This is a genomic window from Variovorax sp. V213, assembly GCF_041154455.1.
Taxonomy (GTDB): domain Bacteria; phylum Pseudomonadota; class Gammaproteobacteria; order Burkholderiales; family Burkholderiaceae_C; genus Variovorax.
Genome location: NZ_AP028664.1, coordinates 2,285,303 through 2,306,431 on the forward strand (window position 1 = coordinate 2,285,303; position 21,129 = coordinate 2,306,431).

The 21,129-nt window shown below is 65.6% G+C and carries 22 protein-coding genes; 16 read left to right on the plus strand and 6 right to left on the minus strand.

From position 1 onward, the window contains the following. Positions 1-12: 12 nt before the first annotated feature. The 11 genes from ACAM55_RS10900 (at position 13) to ACAM55_RS10950 (ending at position 14,378) form a co-directional block, all read left to right on the plus strand. Entirely contained in the window at positions 13-1,047 is a 1,035-nt protein-coding gene (locus ACAM55_RS10900; RefSeq protein ID WP_093022711.1) for a microcin C ABC transporter permease YejB, read from the plus strand. Continuing rightward, complete coding sequence (locus tag ACAM55_RS10905) at positions 1,040-2,083, plus strand: ABC transporter permease (protein ID WP_369656019.1); 1,044 nt, start codon at positions 1,040-1,042, stop codon at positions 2,081-2,083. Before ACAM55_RS10900 ends, ACAM55_RS10905 begins: the two co-directional genes overlap by 8 nt. A 5-nt stretch (positions 2,084-2,088) precedes the next feature. Beyond that, complete coding sequence (locus tag ACAM55_RS10910) at positions 2,089-3,717, plus strand: ABC transporter ATP-binding protein (protein ID WP_369656020.1); 1,629 nt, start codon at positions 2,089-2,091, stop codon at positions 3,715-3,717. A 19-nt stretch (positions 3,718-3,736) separates the two neighbouring features. Continuing rightward, on the plus strand, positions 3,737-4,936 hold the full coding sequence (locus ACAM55_RS10915; protein WP_369656021.1) for a YbfB/YjiJ family MFS transporter: 1,200 nt from the start codon (positions 3,737-3,739) through the stop codon (positions 4,934-4,936). Positions 4,937-5,104: 168 nt separating this feature from the next. Next, positions 5,105-5,752, plus strand: a complete 648-nt coding sequence (rimP, locus tag ACAM55_RS10920) for a ribosome maturation factor RimP (protein ID WP_369656022.1) — start codon at positions 5,105-5,107, stop codon at positions 5,750-5,752. A gap of 16 nt (positions 5,753-5,768) precedes the next feature. Then, positions 5,769-7,253 carry a transcription termination factor NusA gene (gene nusA / locus ACAM55_RS10925; RefSeq protein ID WP_369656023.1) on the plus strand — a complete coding sequence of 495 codons (1,485 nt, stop codon included), beginning with the start codon at positions 5,769-5,771 and terminating at the stop codon, positions 7,251-7,253. 24 nt (positions 7,254-7,277) lie between these two features. Then, positions 7,278-10,232, plus strand: coding sequence for a translation initiation factor IF-2 (gene infB / locus ACAM55_RS10930; RefSeq protein ID WP_369656024.1), 2,955 nt, complete (start codon positions 7,278-7,280; stop codon positions 10,230-10,232). Between the two features lie 24 nt (positions 10,233-10,256). Continuing rightward, positions 10,257-10,628 carry a 30S ribosome-binding factor RbfA gene (rbfA, locus tag ACAM55_RS10935; protein WP_093239564.1) on the plus strand — a complete coding sequence of 124 codons (372 nt, stop codon included), beginning with the start codon at positions 10,257-10,259 and terminating at the stop codon, positions 10,626-10,628. A gap of 2 nt (positions 10,629-10,630) precedes the next feature. Continuing rightward, positions 10,631-11,599, plus strand: coding sequence for a tRNA pseudouridine(55) synthase TruB (gene truB, locus ACAM55_RS10940; protein ID WP_369656025.1), 969 nt, complete (start codon positions 10,631-10,633; stop codon positions 11,597-11,599). Continuing rightward, on the plus strand, positions 11,596-13,431 hold the full coding sequence (gene typA / locus ACAM55_RS10945; RefSeq protein ID WP_369656026.1) for a translational GTPase TypA: 1,836 nt from the start codon (positions 11,596-11,598) through the stop codon (positions 13,429-13,431). Before truB ends, typA begins: the two co-directional genes overlap by 4 nt. A gap of 26 nt (positions 13,432-13,457) precedes the next feature. Continuing rightward, entirely contained in the window at positions 13,458-14,378 is a 921-nt protein-coding gene (locus ACAM55_RS10950) for a DMT family transporter (RefSeq protein WP_369656375.1), read from the plus strand. 64 nt (positions 14,379-14,442) lie between these two features. Here the strand turns inward: ACAM55_RS10950 and ACAM55_RS10955 are convergent, their stop codons facing one another. The 5 genes from ACAM55_RS10955 to smpB form a co-directional block, all read right to left on the minus strand. Then, positions 14,443-14,835 (minus strand): ATP-binding protein, encoded by a 393-nt coding sequence (locus ACAM55_RS10955; protein WP_369656027.1) that lies wholly within the window; start codon positions 14,833-14,835, stop codon positions 14,443-14,445. 72 nt (positions 14,836-14,907) lie between these two features. After that, on the minus strand, positions 14,908-15,732 hold the full coding sequence (locus tag ACAM55_RS10960; protein ID WP_369656028.1) for an anti-sigma factor: 825 nt from the start codon (positions 15,730-15,732) through the stop codon (positions 14,908-14,910). Positions 15,733-15,748: 16 nt separating this feature from the next. Then, on the minus strand, positions 15,749-16,264 hold the full coding sequence (locus ACAM55_RS10965) for a sigma-70 family RNA polymerase sigma factor (protein ID WP_369656029.1): 516 nt from the start codon (positions 16,262-16,264) through the stop codon (positions 15,749-15,751). A 24-nt stretch (positions 16,265-16,288) separates the two neighbouring features. After that, positions 16,289-16,669: a hypothetical protein gene (locus ACAM55_RS10970; RefSeq protein WP_369656030.1), complete on the minus strand. Its 381-nt coding sequence runs from the start codon at positions 16,667-16,669 to the stop codon at positions 16,289-16,291. 95 nt (positions 16,670-16,764) lie between these two features. Next, entirely contained in the window at positions 16,765-17,241 is a 477-nt protein-coding gene (smpB, locus tag ACAM55_RS10975; RefSeq protein ID WP_215245412.1) for an SsrA-binding protein SmpB, read from the minus strand. Between the two features lie 62 nt (positions 17,242-17,303). Here smpB and ACAM55_RS10980 point away from each other — a divergent pair, with 62 nt between their 5' ends. Together ACAM55_RS10980 and ACAM55_RS10985 are read left to right on the plus strand one after the other, a co-directional pair. Beyond that, positions 17,304-17,750 (plus strand): type II toxin-antitoxin system RatA family toxin, encoded by a 447-nt coding sequence (locus ACAM55_RS10980; RefSeq protein ID WP_369656031.1) that lies wholly within the window; start codon positions 17,304-17,306, stop codon positions 17,748-17,750. Further along, positions 17,750-18,085 carry an RnfH family protein gene (locus ACAM55_RS10985; protein WP_369656032.1) on the plus strand — a complete coding sequence of 112 codons (336 nt, stop codon included), beginning with the start codon at positions 17,750-17,752 and terminating at the stop codon, positions 18,083-18,085. Before ACAM55_RS10980 ends, ACAM55_RS10985 begins: the two co-directional genes overlap by 1 nt. Before the next feature lie 19 nt (positions 18,086-18,104). On the opposite strand, the gene ACAM55_RS10990 is transcribed toward ACAM55_RS10985, so the two are convergent. Continuing rightward, positions 18,105-18,626, minus strand: a complete 522-nt coding sequence (locus ACAM55_RS10990) for a DUF4124 domain-containing protein (protein ID WP_369656033.1) — start codon at positions 18,624-18,626, stop codon at positions 18,105-18,107. 179 nt (positions 18,627-18,805) lie between these two features. On the opposite strand from ACAM55_RS10990, the gene guaB reads away from it, so the two are divergent. The 3 genes from guaB (at position 18,806) to ACAM55_RS11005 (ending at position 21,118) form a co-directional block, all read left to right on the plus strand. Continuing rightward, entirely contained in the window at positions 18,806-20,350 is a 1,545-nt protein-coding gene (guaB, locus tag ACAM55_RS10995) for an IMP dehydrogenase (protein WP_369656034.1), read from the plus strand. An 88-nt stretch (positions 20,351-20,438) separates the two neighbouring features. Next, the gene (locus ACAM55_RS11000; protein ID WP_369656035.1) at positions 20,439-20,687 is read left to right on the plus strand and encodes a type II toxin-antitoxin system Phd/YefM family antitoxin; all 249 of its coding nucleotides are present in this window, start codon (positions 20,439-20,441) and stop codon (positions 20,685-20,687) included. Positions 20,688-20,698: 11 nt separating this feature from the next. Continuing rightward, positions 20,699-21,118 carry a type II toxin-antitoxin system VapC family toxin gene (locus tag ACAM55_RS11005; RefSeq protein ID WP_369656376.1) on the plus strand — a complete coding sequence of 140 codons (420 nt, stop codon included), beginning with the start codon at positions 20,699-20,701 and terminating at the stop codon, positions 21,116-21,118. Positions 21,119-21,129 lie beyond the last annotated feature (11 nt).

Genomic DNA, 21,129 nt, shown 5'->3' on the forward strand with positions numbered 1-21,129 from the left:
ATCGCGCACGCCATGGCCAGCTACATCCTCAAACGCCTGCTCCTGATGGTGCCCACGCTGCTCGGCGTGCTGCTGCTGACCTTCGTGGTCATCCAGTTCGTGCCGGGCGGGCCGGTCGAGCAGATGGTGTCCCAGTTGCAGGGGCGCGATTCGGGAGGCGAGCGTGCCGCAAGCAGCGGCGCCGGCTATCGGGGGCGGCAGGGACTGGCTCCGGAACGCATTGCGGAGATCAAGGCGCTTTACGGCTTCGACAAGCCGGCGCACGAGCGCTTCTGGCAGATGCTCAAGTCTTTCGCGAAGCTCGACTTGGGCCAGAGCTTCTACCAGCGCAAGGCGGTGTGGGACCTGGTCAAGGAAAAATTGCCGGTTTCGATCAGCCTGGGCCTCTGGACCTTCTTCATCAGCTACCTGATCGCGGTGCCGCTTGGCGTGGCGAAGGCCGTGCGCGCGGGTTCTCGTTTCGACTTCGTGACCACGCTCATCGTGCTGGTCGGCTATGCGATTCCCGGCTTTGTGCTGGGGGTGGCGCTGCTCGTGATCTTCGGCGGCCAGCTGCAGTGGTTTCCGCTGCGCGGGCTGACCTCGCCCAATTGGGAAACGCTCGGCTGGGGCGCGAAGATCGTGGACTATCTCTGGCACATTGCGCTGCCCGTGACCGCGATGGTGCTCGGCAGCTTCGCCGTGACGGCCATGCTCACGAAGAATTCATTCCTGGAGGAAATCCGCAAGCAATATGTGCTGACTGCGCGCGCCAAGGGGTTGGCCGAGCGGCAAGTGCTCTGGAAACATGTCTTCCGCAACGCCCTGATCCCGATCATCACGGGATTTCCGGCGGCCTTCATCGGCGCCTTCTTCACGGGCTCGCTGCTGATCGAGACACTGTTCTCTCTCGACGGGTTGGGCCTCTTGAGCTACGAAAGCGTGATCCGGCGCGACTATCCCGTGGTGCTGGGCACGCTGTATCTGTTCACGCTGATCGGCCTCTTGACCAAGCTCATTTCCGACCTCTGCTATGTCTGGGTCGACCCGAGGGTGAAATTTGACTGACGCACCGCCCGTTTCGCTGAGCCCTGGGCGCCGCGCCTGGCGCCGCTTCCGCCGGAATCCGCTCGGGTTCTGGAGCCTCGTCGTCTTCACGGTGCTTGTGGTCCTCAGCCTCTTCGCGGAGGTGTTGTCGACGGACAAGCCGCTCGTCGTGCACTACGAGGGGCAAACCTACTTCCCCGTGCTGCGCGACTACGCCGAAAAGACCTTTGGCGGCGACTTCGAGACGCCGGCCGACTACCTCGACCCGTTCATCCGCGAGCGGATCACTGCGGGGAAGAACTGGGCAATCTATGCGCCGAACACCTATGGTCCGCAGACGCTCAACTACTTTGCCAAGTTGCCGAATCCATCGGCCCCGTCGCGCGACAACTTTTTTGGCACCGACGACCGCGGCCGCGACCTGCTGGCGCAACTGATCTACGGTTTTCGCGTGAGCGTGCTGTTCGCACTGGCGCTGACGGTCATCGGCGTGGTGCTGGGCATCGTGACGGGTGCTGTCCAGGGCTTCTTCGGCGGCAAGACCGACCTGGCCTTCCAGCGTTTCATCGAGATCTGGGGTTCCATGCCCGAGCTCTATCTGCTGATCATCTTCAGTGCGATCTTCTCGCCCAGCGTGGCGTTGCTGCTCATCCTGCTGAGCCTTTTCGGATGGATGGGCCTGTCGGACTACGTGCGCGCCGAATTCCTGCGCAACCGCCAGATGGACTACGTGCGCGCCGCACGCGCACTGGGCGTCGGAAACCTGCAGATCATGTGGCGCCACATCCTGCCCAACAGCATGGTGCCGGTCGTCACCTTCCTGCCATTCCGGATGAGCGCGGCCATCCTGGCGCTCACTTCGCTGGACTTCCTGGGCCTTGGCGTGCCGCCGGGCACGCCGTCGCTCGGCGAACTGCTGAGCCAGGGCAAGGCCAACATCGATGCCTGGTGGATCTCGTTGTCGACCTTCGGCGTGCTGGTCGTGACGCTGATGCTCCTGACCTTCATGGGCGACGCGCTGCGCGATGCGCTCGATCCGCGGAAGGCCGACAAGTGAGCGAAATGACGACCTCTCATCAGCCGCTGCTGGACGTCAAGGGCCTGCGCGTCGCTTTTGGCGGCAAGGAAGTGGTGCATGGCATCGACTTCCGCATCGCCGCCGGCGAGAAGCTCGCCCTGGTCGGCGAGTCGGGCTCGGGCAAGACCGTCACGGCGCTGTCGCTGCTGCGCCTGGCGCAGAACGCCGACATCGCCGGCGTCGCGAAGCTGTTCGACGCTCAGGGGGCTTCGAACGGTCTCGACCTGCTGTCGATCCCGGAGCGGGAGTTGCGCGGCATTCGCGGCAAGGAGATCGCGATGATCTTCCAGGAGCCCATGACCGCCCTCAACGCGCTCTACAGCGTGGGCGACCAGATTGCCGAGGTGCTCGAGCTGCACGAGGGGCTCTCGGCGCGGGCGGCGCAGGCGGCCGCCGTGCAGTTGCTTGCCGACACCGGCATTCCCGAACCGGAACGGCGGGCGAGGGCGTTTCCGCACCAACTCTCGGGCGGCCAGCGCCAGCGCGCCATGATTGCCATGGCGCTGGCCTGCAAGCCCCGCCTGCTGCTGGCCGACGAGCCGACCACCGCGCTGGACGTGACGGTGCGCGCGCAGATCCTCGATCTGCTGGCCGATCTGCAGCGCAAGCATGGCATGGCCGTGCTGCTGATCACCCATGACCTGAACCTGGTGCGCCGCTTCGCCGACCGGATCGCCGTGATGGAAAACGGCCACATCGTCGAGCAGGGCGCGGTGGCAGCGGTGTTCGAAGCGCCGCAGCATGCCTACACCCGCAAGTTGATCGACAGCCACCCCGAGCGCAACGTCACTGTCGTGGCCGGGGGGGGCGATGCACGGCCGGTGCTCGAGGCCACGGGTCTGCGTGTGAGCTATCCGGTGTCCCGGCCCGGCGTTGCCGGCTGGTTCCGAAAGGGCGAATTCATCGCGGTGCAAAACGCCGATTTCCGCATCGCACCGGGCGAAACACTGGGCGTCGTCGGCGAATCCGGATCGGGCAAGTCGACGCTGGCGCTGGCCGCGCTCGGGCTGCTGAAGTACCGCGGCACGTTGAAGGTGGACGGCAAGGGCTGGGCAGTCGACCGGGCCTCCGACCTGGCCCTGCGCCGGGTCATGCAGGTGGTTTTCCAGGACCCGTTTTCTTCGCTCTCGCCGCGCATGACGGTCGAGCAGATCGTGGGCGAGGGGCTGCGCGTGCATGCGCCCGAGCTCGGCACCGAGCAACGCCGGGCGCGGGCCCTGGCGGCGCTGGCCGACGTGGGACTGAGCGAGGCGCAGTTTCCGTCGCTGCTCGACCGCTACCCGCACGAGTTTTCGGGTGGGCAGCGCCAGCGGCTCGCGATTGCGCGCGCGCTCATCGTCGATCCGCAACTGCTGGTGCTCGACGAGCCCACCAGCGCGCTCGATGTGACGATCCAGAAGCAGGTGCTGGGGTTGCTGCAGCGCCTGCAGCGCGAGCGGGGCCTGAGCTATCTGCTCATCACCCATGACGTCGAAGTGATTCGCGCCATGGCGCACCAGGTCATCGTGATGAAGGATGGCGCCATCCTCGAAGCCGGCCTCGTCGAGCGTGTGCTCGATGCGCCGGAGCACCCCTACACAAGAAAACTGGTGGCGGCTGCGCTTCTGGAATAGAACAACGGAATTCAGAGCAATGTCGCGAATCGGACAAGGCCGGCGCGGGGCCTGGCGCGCGGCGCTGGCCTGCATGGTCACTTTGGCTGTGGCCATGGGGCTGGGGCGTTTTGCCTTCACGCCCATGCTGCCGATCATGCTGCATGAAGGAAAGCTCCAGCTCGAGGCGGGAGGCGTGCTGGCGTCGCTGAACTACCTGGGCTACTTTCTGGGCGCGGTCAGTTGCGCGGCCATCGGAATCAAGGCCAAGACGATGGTGCGCGGCGGGCTGGCTGCAACGGCCGTGCTGCTGGTCGGCATGGGTGTGCTGCACAGCTCCACGAGCTGGGGCATCTTGCGCGCGGCAGCCGGCGTGATGAGTGCCTGGGTCTTCGTTTTCGCGTCGGGATGGGGCCTGCGCCGGTTGGCCGAAACCAATTCCCCGGCGCTGGCCGGGGTCATCTACACGGGGCCCGGCATCGGCATTGCCATGACCGGCCTGCTTGGCGGCGCACTGGGGCGGTGGGGTTCGGAAACAGGGTGGATCGGCCTCGGCTTGCTGGCGGTGGTGCTAGTGGCGGCGATCTGGCGGGTGTTCGACGACGGCGAGCTGACCGCGTCGGCCGGCCCTGCAGCCGCACCTGCGGCCGCGGCCGGTACGCCGGTTTCGGCCTCGGCGCGCAGCGACGCGGTCTGGCTGGTCGCGCTCTACGGCCTGGCCGGTTTCGGCTACATCATCACGGCGACCTTCCTGCCCGTGATCGCCCGCCAGGCGCTGCCGGGCTCGCCCTGGCCCGACTTCTTCTGGCCGCTTTTCGGGCTGGCGATCATTCCGGGTGCGCTGATCGGCGCCCGCGCGCCTCTCCATTGGGACAACCGGCTGCTGCTGGCGGCGGCGTATGCGCTGCAGGCGCTGGGCGTACTGCTGTCGGTGGCGTGGCCCACGATTGCCGGCTTTGCGCTTGGCAGCCTGCTGCTCGGCATGCCGTTCACGGCCATCACTCTTTTTGCGATGCGGGATGCGCGCCGGCTGCGGGGCAATGCCGCCGCCGGGCTGATCGGCTATGCCACGGCTTCCTACGGTGTCGGGCAGATCATCGGGCCGCTTTTTGCCGCGCCGCTGGCCCAGCGAACCGGTTCGTTCCAGTTGCCGCTGCTGGTGGCGGCTGCGGCCCTGGCGCTCGGGGCCGCGCTGTTTGCGGTGGTGTGGTCGAAATCTCGCCGCAATACGCCCGCCTGAGCGCCGAAGCCCCTTCATTTCTCACACGAATAGCATATAATTCGAGGCTCACGACCAAACGGGCGGGTACCAACCGCCCGTTTTTTTTGGTCTATGCATTCTCGATGCGTGGCACCCGTGGCGGGCGGGTGGCGCGCATAACCATTTTTACAAGGCATTTTCAAACACGTGGCATTGCAGCAGACAGTGGAACAAACCGTGGCCGGACTCGGCTACGACCTGGTCGAGATCGAAAGATCGGCCGGGGGATTGCTGCGCGTCACGATTGATTTGCCCTGGACAGCCCCCACCTCGGAAGCTGTGGCAGCGGGAATTCCCGAGCCCTTCGTGACCGTCGAGGATTGCGAAAAGGTCACGCGGCAATTGCAGTTTGCGCTCGAGGTCGATGGCGTCGATTACAAGCGGCTCGAGGTTTCCTCGCCGGGTATTGACCGTCCGCTTCGCAATGAGCAGGATTTCGAGCGTTTCGTCGGTGAGGTGATCGACATCACGCTCAAGGCGCCGATGGGGGCCGCGGCGGCGGGGCAGGTGTCTGCCAACCGCAAGAAATTTCGCGGCACGCTGGAGCGTGTTGAAACAGCGGAAGGGGCCGACGCAGGCCCGGGCTGGCAAATCGTCTGGAGCGATGCGCCTGAGCCCAAACCGGGTCAAAAAGTGAGCAAGAAGCGCGCGCCTGCAAAGTTGCATGCGCTCGGCTTCGTGCTGGACGAGCTGCGCGATGCGCGGCTCGCGCCAATTGTGGATTTCAAGGGCCGCAGGGCCAGAACCCAACCGGGTTTTTCGGATATTGACGACGGAACGAATGTTCCGGACTGACTAGAGGAGTGGTGGCATGAATCGCGAAATGTTGATGTTGGTGGATGCGATCTCGCGAGAGAAGAACGTCGAGCGCGACGTGGTCTTCGGCGCGGTCGAATCCGCACTGGCGCAAGCCACCAAGAAGCTCTATGCGGGCGAAGTGGACATCCGCGTGGCCGTGGACCGCGACAGCGGCGACTACGAAACCTTCCGCCGCTGGCACGTCGTTCCCGACGAGGCCGGCCTGCAGCTGCCCGACCAGGAAATCCTCCTGTTCGAAGCCAAGGAAGAAATGCCCGACATCGAGGTCGACGAGTACATCGAGGAATCGGTGGACTCGGTGCCGATCGGCCGCATTGGCGCCATGGCCGCCAAGCAGGTGATCCTGCAAAAGATCCGCGACGCCGAGCGCGAGATGCTGCTGAACGACTTCATGTCGCGCGGCGACAAGATCTTCGTGGGCACCGTCAAGCGCCTGGACAAGGGCGACATCATCGTGGAGGCCGGCCGCGTCGAAGGGCGCCTGCGCCGCAGCGAGATGATCGCCAAGGAAAACCTGCGCAATGGCGACCGCGTGCGGGCCATGATCATGGAGGTCGACCTGACGCTGCGCGGCGCGCCGATCATCCTGTCGCGCTCGGCGCCCGAGTTCATGATCGAGCTGTTCCGCCAGGAAGTGCCCGAGATCGAACAGGGCCTGCTCGAAATCAAGAGCTGCGCCCGCGACCCCGGCTCGCGCGCCAAGATCGCCGTGCTCTCGCACGACAAGCGTGTCGACCCGATCGGCACCTGCGTCGGCGTGCGCGGCACCCGCGTCAACGCCGTGACCAACGAGCTCGCTGGCGAGCGCGTGGACATCGTGCTGTGGAGCGAGGATCCGGCCCAGTTCGTGATCGGCGCCCTGGCTCCGGCCAACGTGTCGTCGATCGTGGTGGACGAGGAAAAGCACGCCATGGACGTGGTGGTCGACGAGGAAAACCTCGCCATCGCCATCGGCCGCGGGGGCCAGAACGTGAGGCTCGCCTCCGATCTGACCGGCTGGAAGATCAACATCATGGACGCCAATGAATCGGCCCAGAAGCAGGCGAGCGAAACCGACGCCAGCCGCAAGCTGTTCATGGAAAAGCTCGACGTCGACGAGGAAATCGCCGACATCCTGATCTCCGAGGGCTTCAACAGCCTCGAAGAAGTGGCCTATGTGCCGATCTCCGAAATGCTGGAGATCGAAGCCTTCGACGAAGACACGATCAACGAGCTTCGTTCGCGCGCCAAGGATGCGCTGCTGACCATGGAAATCGCCAAGGAAGAGGGCGTCGAGACCGTCTCGCAGAATCTGCGCGACCTCGAAGGCCTCGACCCCGAGCTGATTCCCAAGCTGGCCGAGGCGGGTGTGCACACCCGCGACGACCTCGCCGACCTCGCGGTCGATGAACTCACCGAGATCACCGGCCACAGTGCCGATGACGCCAAAGCCCTCATCTTGAAAGCCCGCGAACATTGGTTCGCCGGCCAAGAGTGATGGTCATGGAGGCACGAAACCAATATGTCCAGTACCACTGTCGCCGAGTTCGCGAACGAGCTCAAGAAGACTCCCGAAACCTTGCTTGACCAGCTCAAGAGCGCAGGCGTGCCCAAAGCGGCACCCACCGATGCACTCACCGAGGCTGACAAGCAGCGCCTGCTCGGCTTTCTCAAAGCCAGCCACGGCACCGCCGAGCCCGAGCGCAAGAAGATCACGCTGACGAAGAAGTCGACCAGCGAGATCAAGCAGGCCGACGCCACCGGCCGCGCCCGCACCATCCAGGTCGAGGTGCGCAAGAAGCGCACCTTCATCCAGCGCGACGACGGCCACCCGGCCGTCCCCGAAGCGCAACCGGTGGCCGAAGCGCCCGCCGCGGCACCCGCTGCACCCCGCGTCGACGAGGCCGAACTGGCCCGCCGCGAGGAAGAGGCGCGCCGCCAGGCCGAGCTGATCCGCCGCCAGGAAGAAGAACTGATCGAGAAGCGCCGACTGCGCGAAGAAGCCGAAGCGCGCGAACGCGAGCAGGCCGAGAAGGCCGAGCGCGCCGAACAGGCGGAGCAGGAAGCCGCACGCATCGCCGCCGAGAAGAAGGCCGCTGCCGCAGCTGCCGCCGCGCCCGCGAAGGAAGCCGCCAAGCCGGTTGCCGCGCCTGTCGCAGCCGCTGCAGCCGCCGCCGAACAGCAAGCCGCCGACACCAAGCTGGCTGCGCAAACGGCAGCCACGCAAGCCAAGGAAGACGCGAAGGCCAAGGCCGCCGCCGAATCGAAGGCCCGTGCCGACGAAGAAGCCGCCCGCGCCAAGGACCTCGACGAGCGCCGCCGCAAGGCCCTGGCCGAAGCCGAAGCCATTCGCGCCATGATGAACGCACCGGCCCGCGTGCTGGTGCCGCACAAGGCGCCCGAAAAGCCGCAGCCCGAAAAGGCCGCCGTCAAGGGAACGCTGCACAAGCCGGCGGCCCCGGCAGCGCGCCCCGGCGCGCCAGCCGCACCGGGTGCTGCTGCGGCCCCTGGCGCCGCCGGTGCAGGCAAGGAAGTCAAGTCGGCCAAGCTCTCGTCGAGCTGGGCTGGCGATCCGGCCAAGAAGAAGGAAATCAAGACCCGCGGCGATGCCAGCGGTGGTGTCGGCCGCGGCAACTGGCGCGGAGGCCCGCGCGGCCGCCGTGGCAGCAACGACCGTGGAGGCCATGAAGAGCATGTGCAGGCCGCACCGGTCGAGGCGCGCATTCTCGAAGTGCACGTGCCCGAAACCATCACGGTGGCCGAGCTCGCGCACAAGATGGCCGTCAAGGCGCAGGAAGTCATCAAGCAGCTCATGAAGCTGGGCCAGATGGCGACCATCAACCAGTCGCTGGACCAGGACACCGCCATGATCCTGGTGGAGGAAATGGGCCACAACGCGGTCGTTGCCGCGCTGGACGACCCGGAAGCCTTCACCGACGAAGACGTGTCGGCGCAAACCGCCGAAGCCCTGCCGCGCGCACCGGTCGTGACCGTCATGGGCCACGTCGACCACGGCAAGACCTCGCTGCTGGACTACATCCGCCGCGCCAAGGTGGCCGCGGGCGAAGCCGGCGGCATCACGCAGCACATCGGTGCCTACCATGTGCAGACCGAACGCGGCATGGTGTCGTTCCTCGACACCCCGGGTCACGAGGCCTTCACGGCCATGCGTGCCCGCGGTGCGCAGGCCACCGACATCGTCATCCTCGTGGTGGCGGCCGACGACGGCGTCATGCCCCAGACCAAGGAAGCCATCAAGCACGCTAAGGCTGCCGGTGTGCCGATCGTGGTCGCGATCAACAAGATCGACAAGCCCGACGCCAGCCCGGACCGCGTGAAGCAGGAACTGGTGACCGAAGAGGTCGTGCCCGAAGAGTACGGTGGCGACGTGCCGTTCGTGCCGGTGTCCGCCAAGACGGGCCAGGGCATCGACGAGCTGCTCGAGCAGGTGCTGCTGCAGGCCGAAGTGCTGGAACTCAAGGCGCCGGTGGATGCCGCCGCCAAGGGCCTGGTCATCGAAGCGCAGCTCGACAAGGGCCGCGGCCCGGTTGCCACCGTGCTGGTGCAATCCGGCACGCTCAAGACCGGCGACGTGGTGCTGGCGGGTTCGACCTATGGCCGCGTGCGCGCCATGCTCGACGAAGACGGCAAGAGCATCAAGTCGGCCGGTCCCTCGATTCCGGTCGAGATCCAGGGCCTGACCGAAGTCCCGCAAGCGGGCGACGAGTTCATGGTGATGAGCGACGAGCGCCGTGCGCGCGAAATCGCCACCTACCGTGCCGGCAAGTTCCGCAACACCAAGCTGGCGAAGGCCCAGGCTGCGAACCTGCAGAACATGTTCACCGACCTTTCGGCCGGCGAAGTGCAGACGCTGCGCATCATCATCAAGGCCGACGTGCAGGGCTCGCAGGAAGCGCTGGCCCAGTCGCTGCTCAAGCTAGCGACCGAAGAGGTCAAGGTGCAGATCGTGTACGCCGGCGTGGGCGGCATCAGCGAAAGCGACATCAACCTTGCCATCGCCTCGAAGGCGATCGTGATCGGCTTCAACGTGCGCGCCGATGCCGGTGCGCGCAAGCTGGCCGAAGGCAATGGCGTGCAGCTGAACTACTACAGCATCATTTACGACGCCGTGGACGAGATCAAGGTCGCGATGTCGGGCATGCTGGCACCGGAGCGCCGCGAGGAAATCATCGGCTCGGCCGAGATCCGCACGGTGTTCGTGGCTTCGAAGATCGGTACGGTCGCAGGTTCGTACATCACCTCGGGCTCGGTCAACCGCACGGCGCATTTCCGCCTGCTGCGCGACAACGTGGTGATCTACACCGGCGAAGTCGACTCGATCAAGCGCATGAAGGACGACGTCCGCGAAGTGCGCGAAGGCTTCGAGTGCGGTATCAAGCTCAAGAACTACAACGACATCAAAGAAGGTGATCAGTTGGAATTCTTCGAGATCAAGGAGATCGCCCGTACGCTGTAACAAGCGTTCGATGCGACCGTATCCATGCCCAAAAGAAAAGCCGCCGCCCCCAACCGCGCGTTCAAGGTTGCCGACCAGATCCAGCGGGATCTGACGGAGCTGATCGCGCGCGAGTTGAAGGACCCGCGCGTGGGCATGGTCACGATCCAGGCGGTCGAGGTCACGCCCGACTATGCGCATGCGAAGGTGTACTTCAGCATGCTCACGGGCGACGTCACCGAGACCACCGAAGCGCTGAACCAGGCCGCGGGGTTCCTGCGCAATGGCCTGTTCAAGCGCCTGCACATCCACACCGTGCCGACGCTGCACTTCCTGTTCGACCGCACCACCGAGCGTGCGGCCGACATGAATGCGCTCATCGCGCAGGCCGTCGCTTCGCGTTCGAAAGACGACTAGCGATGAATGCGCCACGCACAAGGGTGCAGCGGCGCCCTGTGCATGGGGTGTTGTTGCTCGACAAGCCGCTGGGACTCTCCAGTAACCAGGCCTTGCAGAAGGCCAAGTGGTTGCTGCGCGCCGAAAAAGCGGGCCACACCGGCACGCTCGATCCGCTGGCCACCGGCGTGCTGCCGCTGTGCTTTGGCGCGGCCACCAAGTTCAGCCAACTGCATCTCGACGCCGACAAGACCTACGAAGCCACGGCCCGCCTGGGCATCAAGACCGCCACCGGCGATGCCGAGGGCGAGGTGATTGCCGAGCGTCCGGTGCACGTCACGCCTGAAGACCTGGCGCGCGTCGAGGCGCAATTCACCGGCCCGATCCGGCAGGTTCCGCCGATGCACAGCGCGCTCAAGAAAGACGGCAAGGCGCTGTACGAGTACGCCCGCGAAGGCATCGAGATCGAGCGCGCGCCGCGCGACGTGGTCATTCATGCGCTGAAGATCACGCAGGCAGCCTCCGAATCGGCGGGCAATGCGATAAAAATAGTGGCTTCCGTGAGCAAGGGAACCTACATCCGCACGCTGGGCGAAGACATCGGCGAGGCACTGGGCTGCGGCGCCCACCTGACGTCGCTGCGGCGTACGGCCACCGGCGGTTTCGGCGTGGCGCAGTGCATCACCCTCGAGGCGCTCGAAGCCATGGGCGAGGAAGAGCGGCTGGCCCGGTTGTTGCCTGCCGAATCCCTGGTCGAGGGCCATACGATCGTCACGCTCGGCAGCGAAGATGCGGGGCGCTTTCTGTCCGGCCTGCGCCGCCGCGGCACCTGGCCCGATGCCAGCCATGTGGCGGTGTTCGGCGAAGCGCCTCCCGCCTTCCTCGGCACGGCGCACATCGCCGCCAACGAATTGATCCCGGGGCGCTTGCTGAACCCCATCGAAATCCAGCAGATTCTTTTGAACGCACAACAGACCGAAGCGACACCATGAGTACCAAGCAAATCCGCAATATCGCCATCATTGCCCACGTGGACCATGGCAAGACCACGATGGTCGACCAATTGCTGCGCCAGTCGGGCACCTTCGCCGAGCACGAGAAAGTGGTCGATACGGTGATGGACAACAACGCCATCGAAAAGGAACGTGGCATCACGATCCTGGCCAAGAACTGCGCCGTGACCTGGGAAGGCACGCACATCAACATCGTCGACACTCCCGGCCACGCGGACTTCGGCGGCGAGGTGGAACGCGCGCTCTCCATGGTGGACGGCGTGGTGCTGCTGATCGACGCGCAGGAAGGCCCGATGCCCCAGACGCGTTTCGTAACCAAGAAGGCGCTGGCCCTTGGCCTCAAGCCGATCCTGGTCGTGAACAAGGTCGACAAGCCGGGCGCGAATCCCGACAAGGTGGTGAACGCCGCCTTCGACCTGTTCGACAAGCTCGGCGCCACCGACGAGCAGCTCGACTTCCCCGTGGTGTATGCCTCGGGCATCAACGGCTGGTCGTCGCTGGAAGAGGGTGCGCCCGGCGAACAGTGGGGCCCCGACATGTCGGCCCTGTTCAACACCATCCTGAAGCACGTGCCGGCCCAGAAGGGCGACCCCGAAGCGCCGCTGCAGCTGCAGATTTCCGCGCTCGACTTCTCGACCTTCGTCGGCCGCATCGGCGTGGGCCGCATCAGCCAGGGCACGCTCAAGCCCATGACGGACGTGCTGGTGATGGAAGGTCCGGACGGCAAGTCGGTCAAGGGACGCGTCAACCAGGTGTTGACGTTCCAGGGTCTCGACCGCGTGCAGGCCACCGAAGCCGGCCCGGGCGAAATCGTGCTGATCAACGGCATTGCCGACATCGGCATTGGCGTGACCGTGACCGACCCCGTCAACCCGGCGCCGCTGCCGATGCTCAAGGTCGACGAACCGACCCTGACCATGAACTTCTGCGTCAACACCAGCCCGCTGGCCGGCCGCGAAGGCAAGTTCGTCACCAGCCGCCAGATCTGGGACCGCCTGCAGAAGGAGCTGCAGCACAACGTGGCGCTGCGCGTGAACGAAACCGACGAAGAAGGCATCTTCGAGGTGATGGGCCGCGGCGAACTGCACCTGACCATCCTCTTGGAAAACATGCGCCGCGAAGGCTATGAAATGGCCGTGTCGAAGCCGCGTGTGGTGTTCCGCACGATCAACGGCGAAAAGCACGAACCCATCGAGCTGGTGACGGCCGACATCGAAGAGCAGCACCAGGGCGGCGTGATGCAGGCACTGGGTGAGCGCAAGGGCGAGCTGGTCAACATGGAACCGGATGGCCGTGGCCGTGTGCGCCTCGAGTACCGCATTCCGGCGCGTGGCCTGATCGGTTTCACCAACGAATTCCTGAACCTGACGCGCGGCTCGGGCCTCATCAGCAACATCTTCGACAGTTACGAACCGCACAAGGGCGACATCGGCAGCCGCAAGAACGGCGTTCTGATCTCCATGGACGACGGTGAAATCTTCACCTATGCCCTGGGCAAGCTGGATGATCGCGGCCGTATGTTCGTCAAGGCCAACGACCCGGTGTACGAAGGCATGATCGTCGGCATCCACAGCCGCGACAACGACCTGGTGGTGAACGCCACGCGCACCAAGCAGCTGACCAACTTCCGTGTCTCGGGCAAGGAAGACGCGATCAAGATCACGCCGCCGATCGAACTCACGCTCGAATACGGCGTGGAATTCATCGAGGACGACGAGCTGGTCGAAATCACGCCCAAGAGCGTGCGCCTGCGCAAGCGCTACCTGAAGGAGCACGAGCGCAAGCGGGCCAGCCGCGAAATGGCGAGCTGATCGCCTTCACTGCGTAGCCCATGCTGCTGCGCCTCACGCACGGCGGGGCCGTGTGGCTGATGGTCGCCGTGACCCTGATGTGGGCCACGGCGGGCGTCGTCACGCGGCACCTCGCCGAGGCGCACAGTTTCGAGATCACCTTCTGGCGCAGCCTTTTCACGATGCTGGCGCTGCTGGTGATCTTGCCGCTTTGGCGAGGTCGGGCGGTGTTTTCCCAGATACGGCACGGCGGCCGGGCGCTGTGGATTTCAGGCGCTTGCTGGACCGTGATGTTCACGGCCTTCATGGTGGCGCTCACGCTGGCTTCCACCGCCAGCGTGCTGGTCACGATGGCGCTCGGGCCGTTGCTCACCGCGTTGGCCGCGCGCATCTTCATCGGCCATCGACTGCCCGCGCGGACCTGGTTCGCCATCGTGGTGGCCGGGCTCGGCATTGCCTGGATGTATGGCACGCAGCTGATGCGGGGCGGGGCAGGTGGCTCGCTGCTTGGAACGCTGGTGGCGCTGTGCGTGCCGCTGGCCGGCGCCACCAACTGGACCGTCGTTCAGCATGCGCATGCCAAGGGGCATGACATCGATCTGGTGCCGGCGGTGCTGATCGGTGCGGTGCTCAGCGCGCTGTTCACGCTGCCCTTTGCATTGCCGTTTCAGGCAAACGCACGCGATCTCGGCCTGCTGGCTTTCCTGGGGGTGTTCCAGCTGGCCATTCCCTGCGTGCTGTCGGTGCTGTGCGCGCGGGTGCTGAAGGCGCCCGAGGTCGCTCTGCTGGCTTTGCTCGAAGTGATCTTCGGCATTGCGCTGGCATGGATCGGCGCAGGTGAGGAACCCGCTGCCAGCGTGCTGACCGGCGGTGCACTGGTCATCGGCGCGCTGGTGTTCAATGAATTGCTGGCACTGCGCGGGCGCCGCGCCACGGTGGCCGACGGCGCGCTTCCCAACGCACACTAGGCGAGCGGAAAAAGAAAAAGGCCCCGCCATCTGACGGGGCCTTCGCGATCAGGAGACCACGGGATCAGGGCCGTGCGATCTTCCAGGCGCCGGCCACGCCGTCACCGGTCTTGTCGCCCGGCTTGGCGTCCTTGGCCCAGAAGTAGAGCGGCCAGCCCTTGTAGGCCCATTGGCGCTTGCCATCTTCGCGAATGATGATGGTGTAGCCGCCGATCGGCTTGGCGGTTTCGGCCACGGGGAGCGGCGGCCAGTTGGTCGCGCACTGGGCGTTGCAGGCGGAGGTGCCGGCGCCGGCCGTGTCCTTGGCGAAGGTGTACAGCGTCATGCCGTTCGGTCCGACGAGCACGCCGTCGGCGGTGCGGGTGGGGGTGTCGGGCGCGCTGGCGGTCTTGTTGGACATGCCGCCGCAGCCGGCGAGCAATGCCGCCGCGAGGATCGAGGCGCTGAGCAATTTCATGCAGTTTTCTCCTTCAGTTGAAAAATCGCGAAACAAGCCAGTTGTTGTGCGACCCGGCAGTTTATGCCGGGCTCAAGACAAATCCCGGTAGGCGAGCGTCGCCAGTTTCAGCAAAACCTCGCGCGGTAGCTTGCCTGCAACGGCATAGCCGAAGCCCTGGTCCACCCAATAGAAGCTGGGCACCGGGCCTTCGGATGCAAAGCGGAACGCTGTTTCGCGTGATGCGGCCATGCCGGCGGCAGTGCGGCTGTCGAGCGTGCCGATGTAGAGCGTCACGCGCTCGCCGGCAGCATCCTCGAACATGAACTGGGCGCGTGCGCCGCTTTCCCCGGGCAACAGGCGTCCGCCGACGAGCGTGTAGCCCATTGACGCCAGGTCCGGCACCTTGAGCGGCCTGTCGAGCCGCTTCGAGAGCCACTGCACGAGGTGCTGCTGCTCCGTGGCGGCCACTTCGACCGGGTGTCTTTTCTCGGGCGCATAGACCGCGTGCGCCACCGATGCGTCGTGCACGAACTCGCGCATCGCGGGCGCCTTGGCCAATGGGGCCGGCGCGGCGCGCTGTATCGACCATTGGCCATTGCCGAGCCAGCCGGCGGCAAAGGCGACCAGCATGCCGGCCGCCATGCCGCCCCATCGCATCCATCGGCCGTGCCGAGCCTGCCGGGGCTGGTTGCGATCGAGTGCGCCCATCAGGTGGGCCGGAACGGGTTCGCCGAGCAGGTCGCCATGCAGCCGGCGCAAGGCGTCCCGTTGGCTGCGCCACGCTGCGACCCGTTCGGCGACGGCCGCGTCGTGTGCCACGGCGTCTTCGACCTCGCTGCGGCGCTCCGGCGACAGCTGGCCATCGACGAGGGCATGCAGCTCGTCGTCGGTGGGGGGCGGGGCGGGGCGGTTCATGGTTCGGCGGAAGGTTTCACTTGAGGCGGCGCAGGCCGGTGCGATTCGGCGCAGCGGCGCCATCCATCAATTCGTGCAGCCGCGCACGGGCGCGTGAGAGGCGCGACATCACGGTGCCCGCGGGTATGCCAAGGACCTTGGCCACCTCGGCATAGGAAAGGTCTTCGAGCGTCACAAGCAGCAGCACGGCCCGTTGTTCTTCGGGTAACTGCATCAGGCAGCGCTGCAGGTCGAGGCTGCTGCCGAGGTCCCGGCCCGTATCGACGGCGCCCTGCAGCTCGTGCGTCACGTGGTCCAGCGGCACGATGCTGTGGGGCGGTGGCGTGCGCCGCCGCTGGCTCGCGAAGATGTTGTGCATGACCGTGAACAGCCATGCGCGCAGATCGCTGCCCACCACCCAGAGCCGCCACTTGCCGCAGGCCCGCTCGAGCGTGTCCTGCACCAGGTCGTCCGCCGCCCAGGCATCGCCCGTGAGCGCGCGCGCGTAGCGGCGCAGGCTCGGGATCTGTTCGGCGAGCAGGCGGGCGTCCACGGAAAGGCGAGCGGTGCGTCGCGGTCAGGGCTTGGCGGTTTTCCAGACGCCGCCGACGCCGTCGCCGGTCTTGTCGCCCGGCTTCGTGTCCTTGGACCAGTAGTAGAGCGGCCAGCCCTTGGCGGCCCATTGCTTCTTGCCGTCGTCGCGCGTGACGACGGTGAAGTCGCCGGCCGGCTTGTCGCCGTCGGTGGCCATGAAGGGCGGCCAGTTGGCCGCGCAGCCGCCATTGCAGGCCGATTTGCCGCTGCCGGCCGTGTCCTTGTCGAAGGTGTACAGCGTCATGCCGCTCGGGCCGACCAGGGCACCGTCGGCGGCCTTGGGCTGGGCGAGTGCGGGAAGCGCGAGCAGGCTGCTCAGCAGCGCGGCGGCAATGCCGGCGGAGGAAGCGCGGAAAGGCGACATGGAAAGACTCCTGGTTTGGTGGCACCGACGATCCGATGACACCGCACAAACGCCTGCAGCGCGCGTTTTATTCCATGTCGCGCAAAAAAAAAGAACTAGCGGCTGCGGCTCTTCATCGCGCGCTCGACCTCTCGCTTGCCTTCGCGGTCCTTGATGGTGTCGCGTTTGTCGTGCTCGGCCTTGCCCTTGGCCAGCGCGATTTCGAGTTTGATCTTGCCGGCTTTCCAGTGCAGGTTGAGCGGCACCAGCGTGTAGCCTTTTTGTTCGACCTTACCGACCAGGCGGCGGATCTCTTCCTTGTGCAGCAGCAACTTCTTGGTGCGGATGGAATCAGGGTTGACGTGGGTCGAAGCGCTCTTGAGCGGGTTGATCTGCAGGCCGACGACGAACAGCTCGCCGTCGCGGATCACCACGTAGCCGTCGGTCAGCTGGACCTTGCCTTCGCGCAGGGATTTGACTTCCCAGCCTTCGAGGACGATGCCGGCCTCGAAGCGTTCTTCGAAGAAATAGTTGTACGCGGCCTTCTTGTTGTCGGCAATGCGGGAGGAGGTATCTTGTTTCTTGGTGGCCATGGCTCGGGAAGATGGGGGCGCATGGCTTCAATACAATCCGTCGCGCACGCTGTCCCGATTCTATGAAAACAGTCAACAAGTCCGTCCTCATCTGGTACAGCGCCGAAGAGATGTACGCGCTCGTCATCGACGTTGAGAAGTATCCGCAGTTCCTGCCGTGGTGCGACAAGTCCCGGATCATCGAGGAAGACGAAGCCGGAATGACTGCTGAAGTCGGACTGGCTTTCGCCGGCCTTCACCAGAGTTTCACCACCCGCAACAGCCACATGCCGGGGCGCGAAGTGCACCTCAAGCTCGTCGACGGGCCGTTCTCCAACCTCGACGGCCTCTGGAAATTCGTGCCTGTGGGCGAACCCGGCGAGCGTGCCTGCCGCGTCGAGCTGCACATGAGTTACGGCTTCAGCAACTTTGCGCTGCAGGCGCTGGTGGGGCCGGTGTTCGACACCATCGCCTCCAGCCTGGTCGAAGCCTTCGTCAAGCGCGCCGAGCACGTCTACGGCGCGGCCTGATGATCGAAGTCACGCTGAGCTGCTCGCCCGCGCCGCGCGAAGTGTTCGAGCAGATCCTGCGGCTGGCGCCCGATGCCACCGTGGACGATGCCGTGAAGGCCAGCGACCTTGCGCAGCGCTTTCCGCAACTGGACTGGCGCCAGTCCATGACGCCGGGAATCTGGGGCAGGGAGGTGGGCTGGGACCAGCCCCTGAAAGACGGCGATCGCGTCGAGCTGTGCCGGCCGTTGGCCGTCGATCCGAAAGTGGCGCGCCGCGAGCGTTTCCAGCGCCAGGGCGCGCGAGGCACGGGCCTTTTTGCCAACCGCCGCAAAGGCGGCAAGGCCGGCTACTGAACCGGCCCGCCTGCTCGGGTTACTTGCAGTCGCTTTCGATGATCGACTGAAGGCGCTTCTGCTCGGCGGCACGCGCGGCGTCGTCCATGATCTCGCGCTCGCCCTTCGCGTTGACCTTGGCCACGCGGATGCCGCTGTCGAACGTGGCCTTGCCCTGGCGCGCGCGGTCGCAGTTGTCGGCCTTGACCTTGGCGTTCTTCTCCGCTTCGGCGGCCTGCTTGGCTTTTTCTTCCGCCTGCGCCTTCTTGGTCTTTTCCTCGAGCTCCTTGTCGACGCCCGGCGGCTTGGGCGCGGCCGCTGCTTCGCGCGATTTGGACGCCGCGGCATCGGGCGCATCGGCCTCGGCAGGGGCCTGCGTGAAGCCGCCGCGCGTGGGCGGCGTGCCGGAGCGGCGAAGGATGTTCTTCTCTGGCACGTCCGGCGGGGGCGCCTGGTCGCTGAAGACCTTCTTGCCGTTCTTGTCGATCCATTGCCATTGCGCGCTGGCCGCGAGCGGCAGCAGGCAAACACATCCCAGTACGAGCCAATGCGCGAATTTCATGCGGCGAGTTTAGCGTTGCCTTACGTTTGGCAACATCCAGACCACAGCTTTTCGCTCGGGGTGAGTTGGAAATTGGCTACGTTCGCCCGCCTTGCCGGCCAGATCGAGGCCGGCTGATGCCCCCTGGAGGGCGGGTAAGTACCGAGCGTCGCTACAATCCGTCTTTTGGAGCTTCACCCATGCGCCTTCTCGGCAAAGCGCTCACCTTCGACGACGTGTTGTTGGTGCCAGCGTTCTCCCAGGTCCTGCCCAAGGACACCTCCCTCGCCACCCGTTTTTCCCGCAACATCGCGCTGAATCTGCCGCTGGTCTCCGCCGCGATGGACACGGTGACCGAAGCGCGCCTCGCCATCGCGATCGCGCAGGAAGGCGGCATCGGCATCGTGCACAAGAACTTCACCGCCGCCGAACAGGCTGCGCAGGTGGCCAAGGTGAAGCGCTACGAATCGGGCGTTCTGCGCGATCCCGTGGTGATCACGCCGACGCACACCGTGCTGCAGGTCATGCAGCTGTCCGACGAACTCGGCATCTCGGGCTTCCCGGTGCTCGACGGCGGCAAGGTGGTCGGCATCGTGACCGGGCGCGACCTGCGCTTCGAGAGCCGCTACGACGTGCCGGTGAGCGAGATCATGACGCCGCGCGAAAAGCTCATCACCGTGCCCGACGGCACCACGCTGGCCGAGGCCAAGGCGCTCCTGAACAAGCACAAGCTCGAACGCCTGCTGGTCATCAACAGCGCGTGGGAGCTCAAGGGCCTGATCACCGTCAAGGACATCACCAAGCAGACCAGCTTTCCCAATGCCGCGCGCGACCCCTCGGGCCGCCTGCGCGTGGGCGCGGCGGTCGGCGTGGGCGAGGGTACCGAGGAGCGCGTCGAGGCGCTGGTCAAGGCGGGCGTCGATGCCATCGTGGTCGACACCGCGCACGGCCACAGCGCCGGCGTGATCGAGCGCGTGCGCTGGGTCAAGAAGAACTATCCGCAGGTCGACGTGATCGGCGGCAACATTGCCACCGGCGATGCCGCGCGTGCGCTGGCCGACGCCGGCGCCGACGCGGTCAAGGTCGGCATCGGCCCCGGATCGATCTGTACCACGCGCATCGTGGCGGGCGTGGGCGTGCCGCAGATCATGGCCGTGGACAACGTGGCCACCGCGCTGCAGGGCACCGGCATTCCGCTGATCGCCGATGGCGGCATCCGCTATTCGGGCGACATCGCCAAGGCCATTGCCGCAGGCGCCAGCACCGTGATGATGGGCGGCATGTTCGCGGGCACCGAAGAGGCGCCCGGCGAGATCGTGCTGTTCCAGGGCCGCAGCTACAAGAGCTACCGCGGCATGGGCTCCATCGGCGCCATGCAGCAGGGCAGCGCCGACCGCTACTTCCAGGAATCCACCACCGGCAACCCCAATGCCGACAAGCTGGTGCCCGAAGGTATCGAAGGCCGCGTGCCCTACTTCCAGGAATCCACCACCGGCAACCCCAATGCCGACAAGCTGGTGCCCGAAGGTATCGAAGGCCGCGTGCCCTACAAGGGCTCGATGGTCTCCATCGTCTACCAGATGTCGGGCGGCTTGCGTGCCAGCATGGGCTACTGCGGCTGCGCGACCATCGAAGACATGAAGAACAAGGCCGAATTCGTCGAGATCACCACCGCCGGCATCCGCGAGAGCCACGTGCACGACGTGCAGATCACCAAGGAAGCGCCGAACTACCGCGCCGAATAAGTGATGAGTAAGCCCAATCTGGCCAGACCTTGAAAGTCAGGCCAGATTGGTATTAGAATTTGGGCCAGATTCAATTTTTCTGGCCCAAATGCAATCTATCGGCATCGCCGAAGCCAAGAACAACTTCTCGGCCCTGATCGACCTGGTCGAAAAGGGCGAGGAGGTTCGCATCACCCGCCACGGCAAGGAAGTGGTGCGCATGCTGCCGGTGCGGCGCAAACCGGTGATCACCGACGAGCAGATCGAACGCGAACTCGGCCAGATCGACGCGCTGCACGCGACCATCAAGCCCGGCCCATCGGTGCGCGCGCTGGTCGACGAAGGGCGCCAATCGTGACAGCCTTCGTCATGGACGCTTCCGTCACCGCCGCCTGGCTGCTGCCCGACCAGGCCAGCGAACACACCCGCAAGCTCTACGCCGCCATCCGCCGCGACGAGGTGGAGCCGCAGGCGCCCAATGCCTGGCAATGGGAGTGCGCCAACATCCTCGCCAACGGCGTGCGCAGCGGCCGCATCCCCGCGTCGGCGGTCGAAGGGCTCTGGAGCGTGCTCGACGCCATCCGCCATCGCGTCGAGCTGCATGAACTCGCGCCCGCGCAGCACAAGGCCGTGCTGGCCGTAGCCATCGATGTCGGCGTGTCGCTCTACGATGCGGGCTATCTCTGGCTCGCGCGCTCCCTCAATCTCCCGCTCGCCACCTTCGACGAGCAACTCATCCAGGCCGCACCCAAGGCGGGTGTGAAGCTGTTCGACATTTCAACGCTCTGACCGAGTCTTCT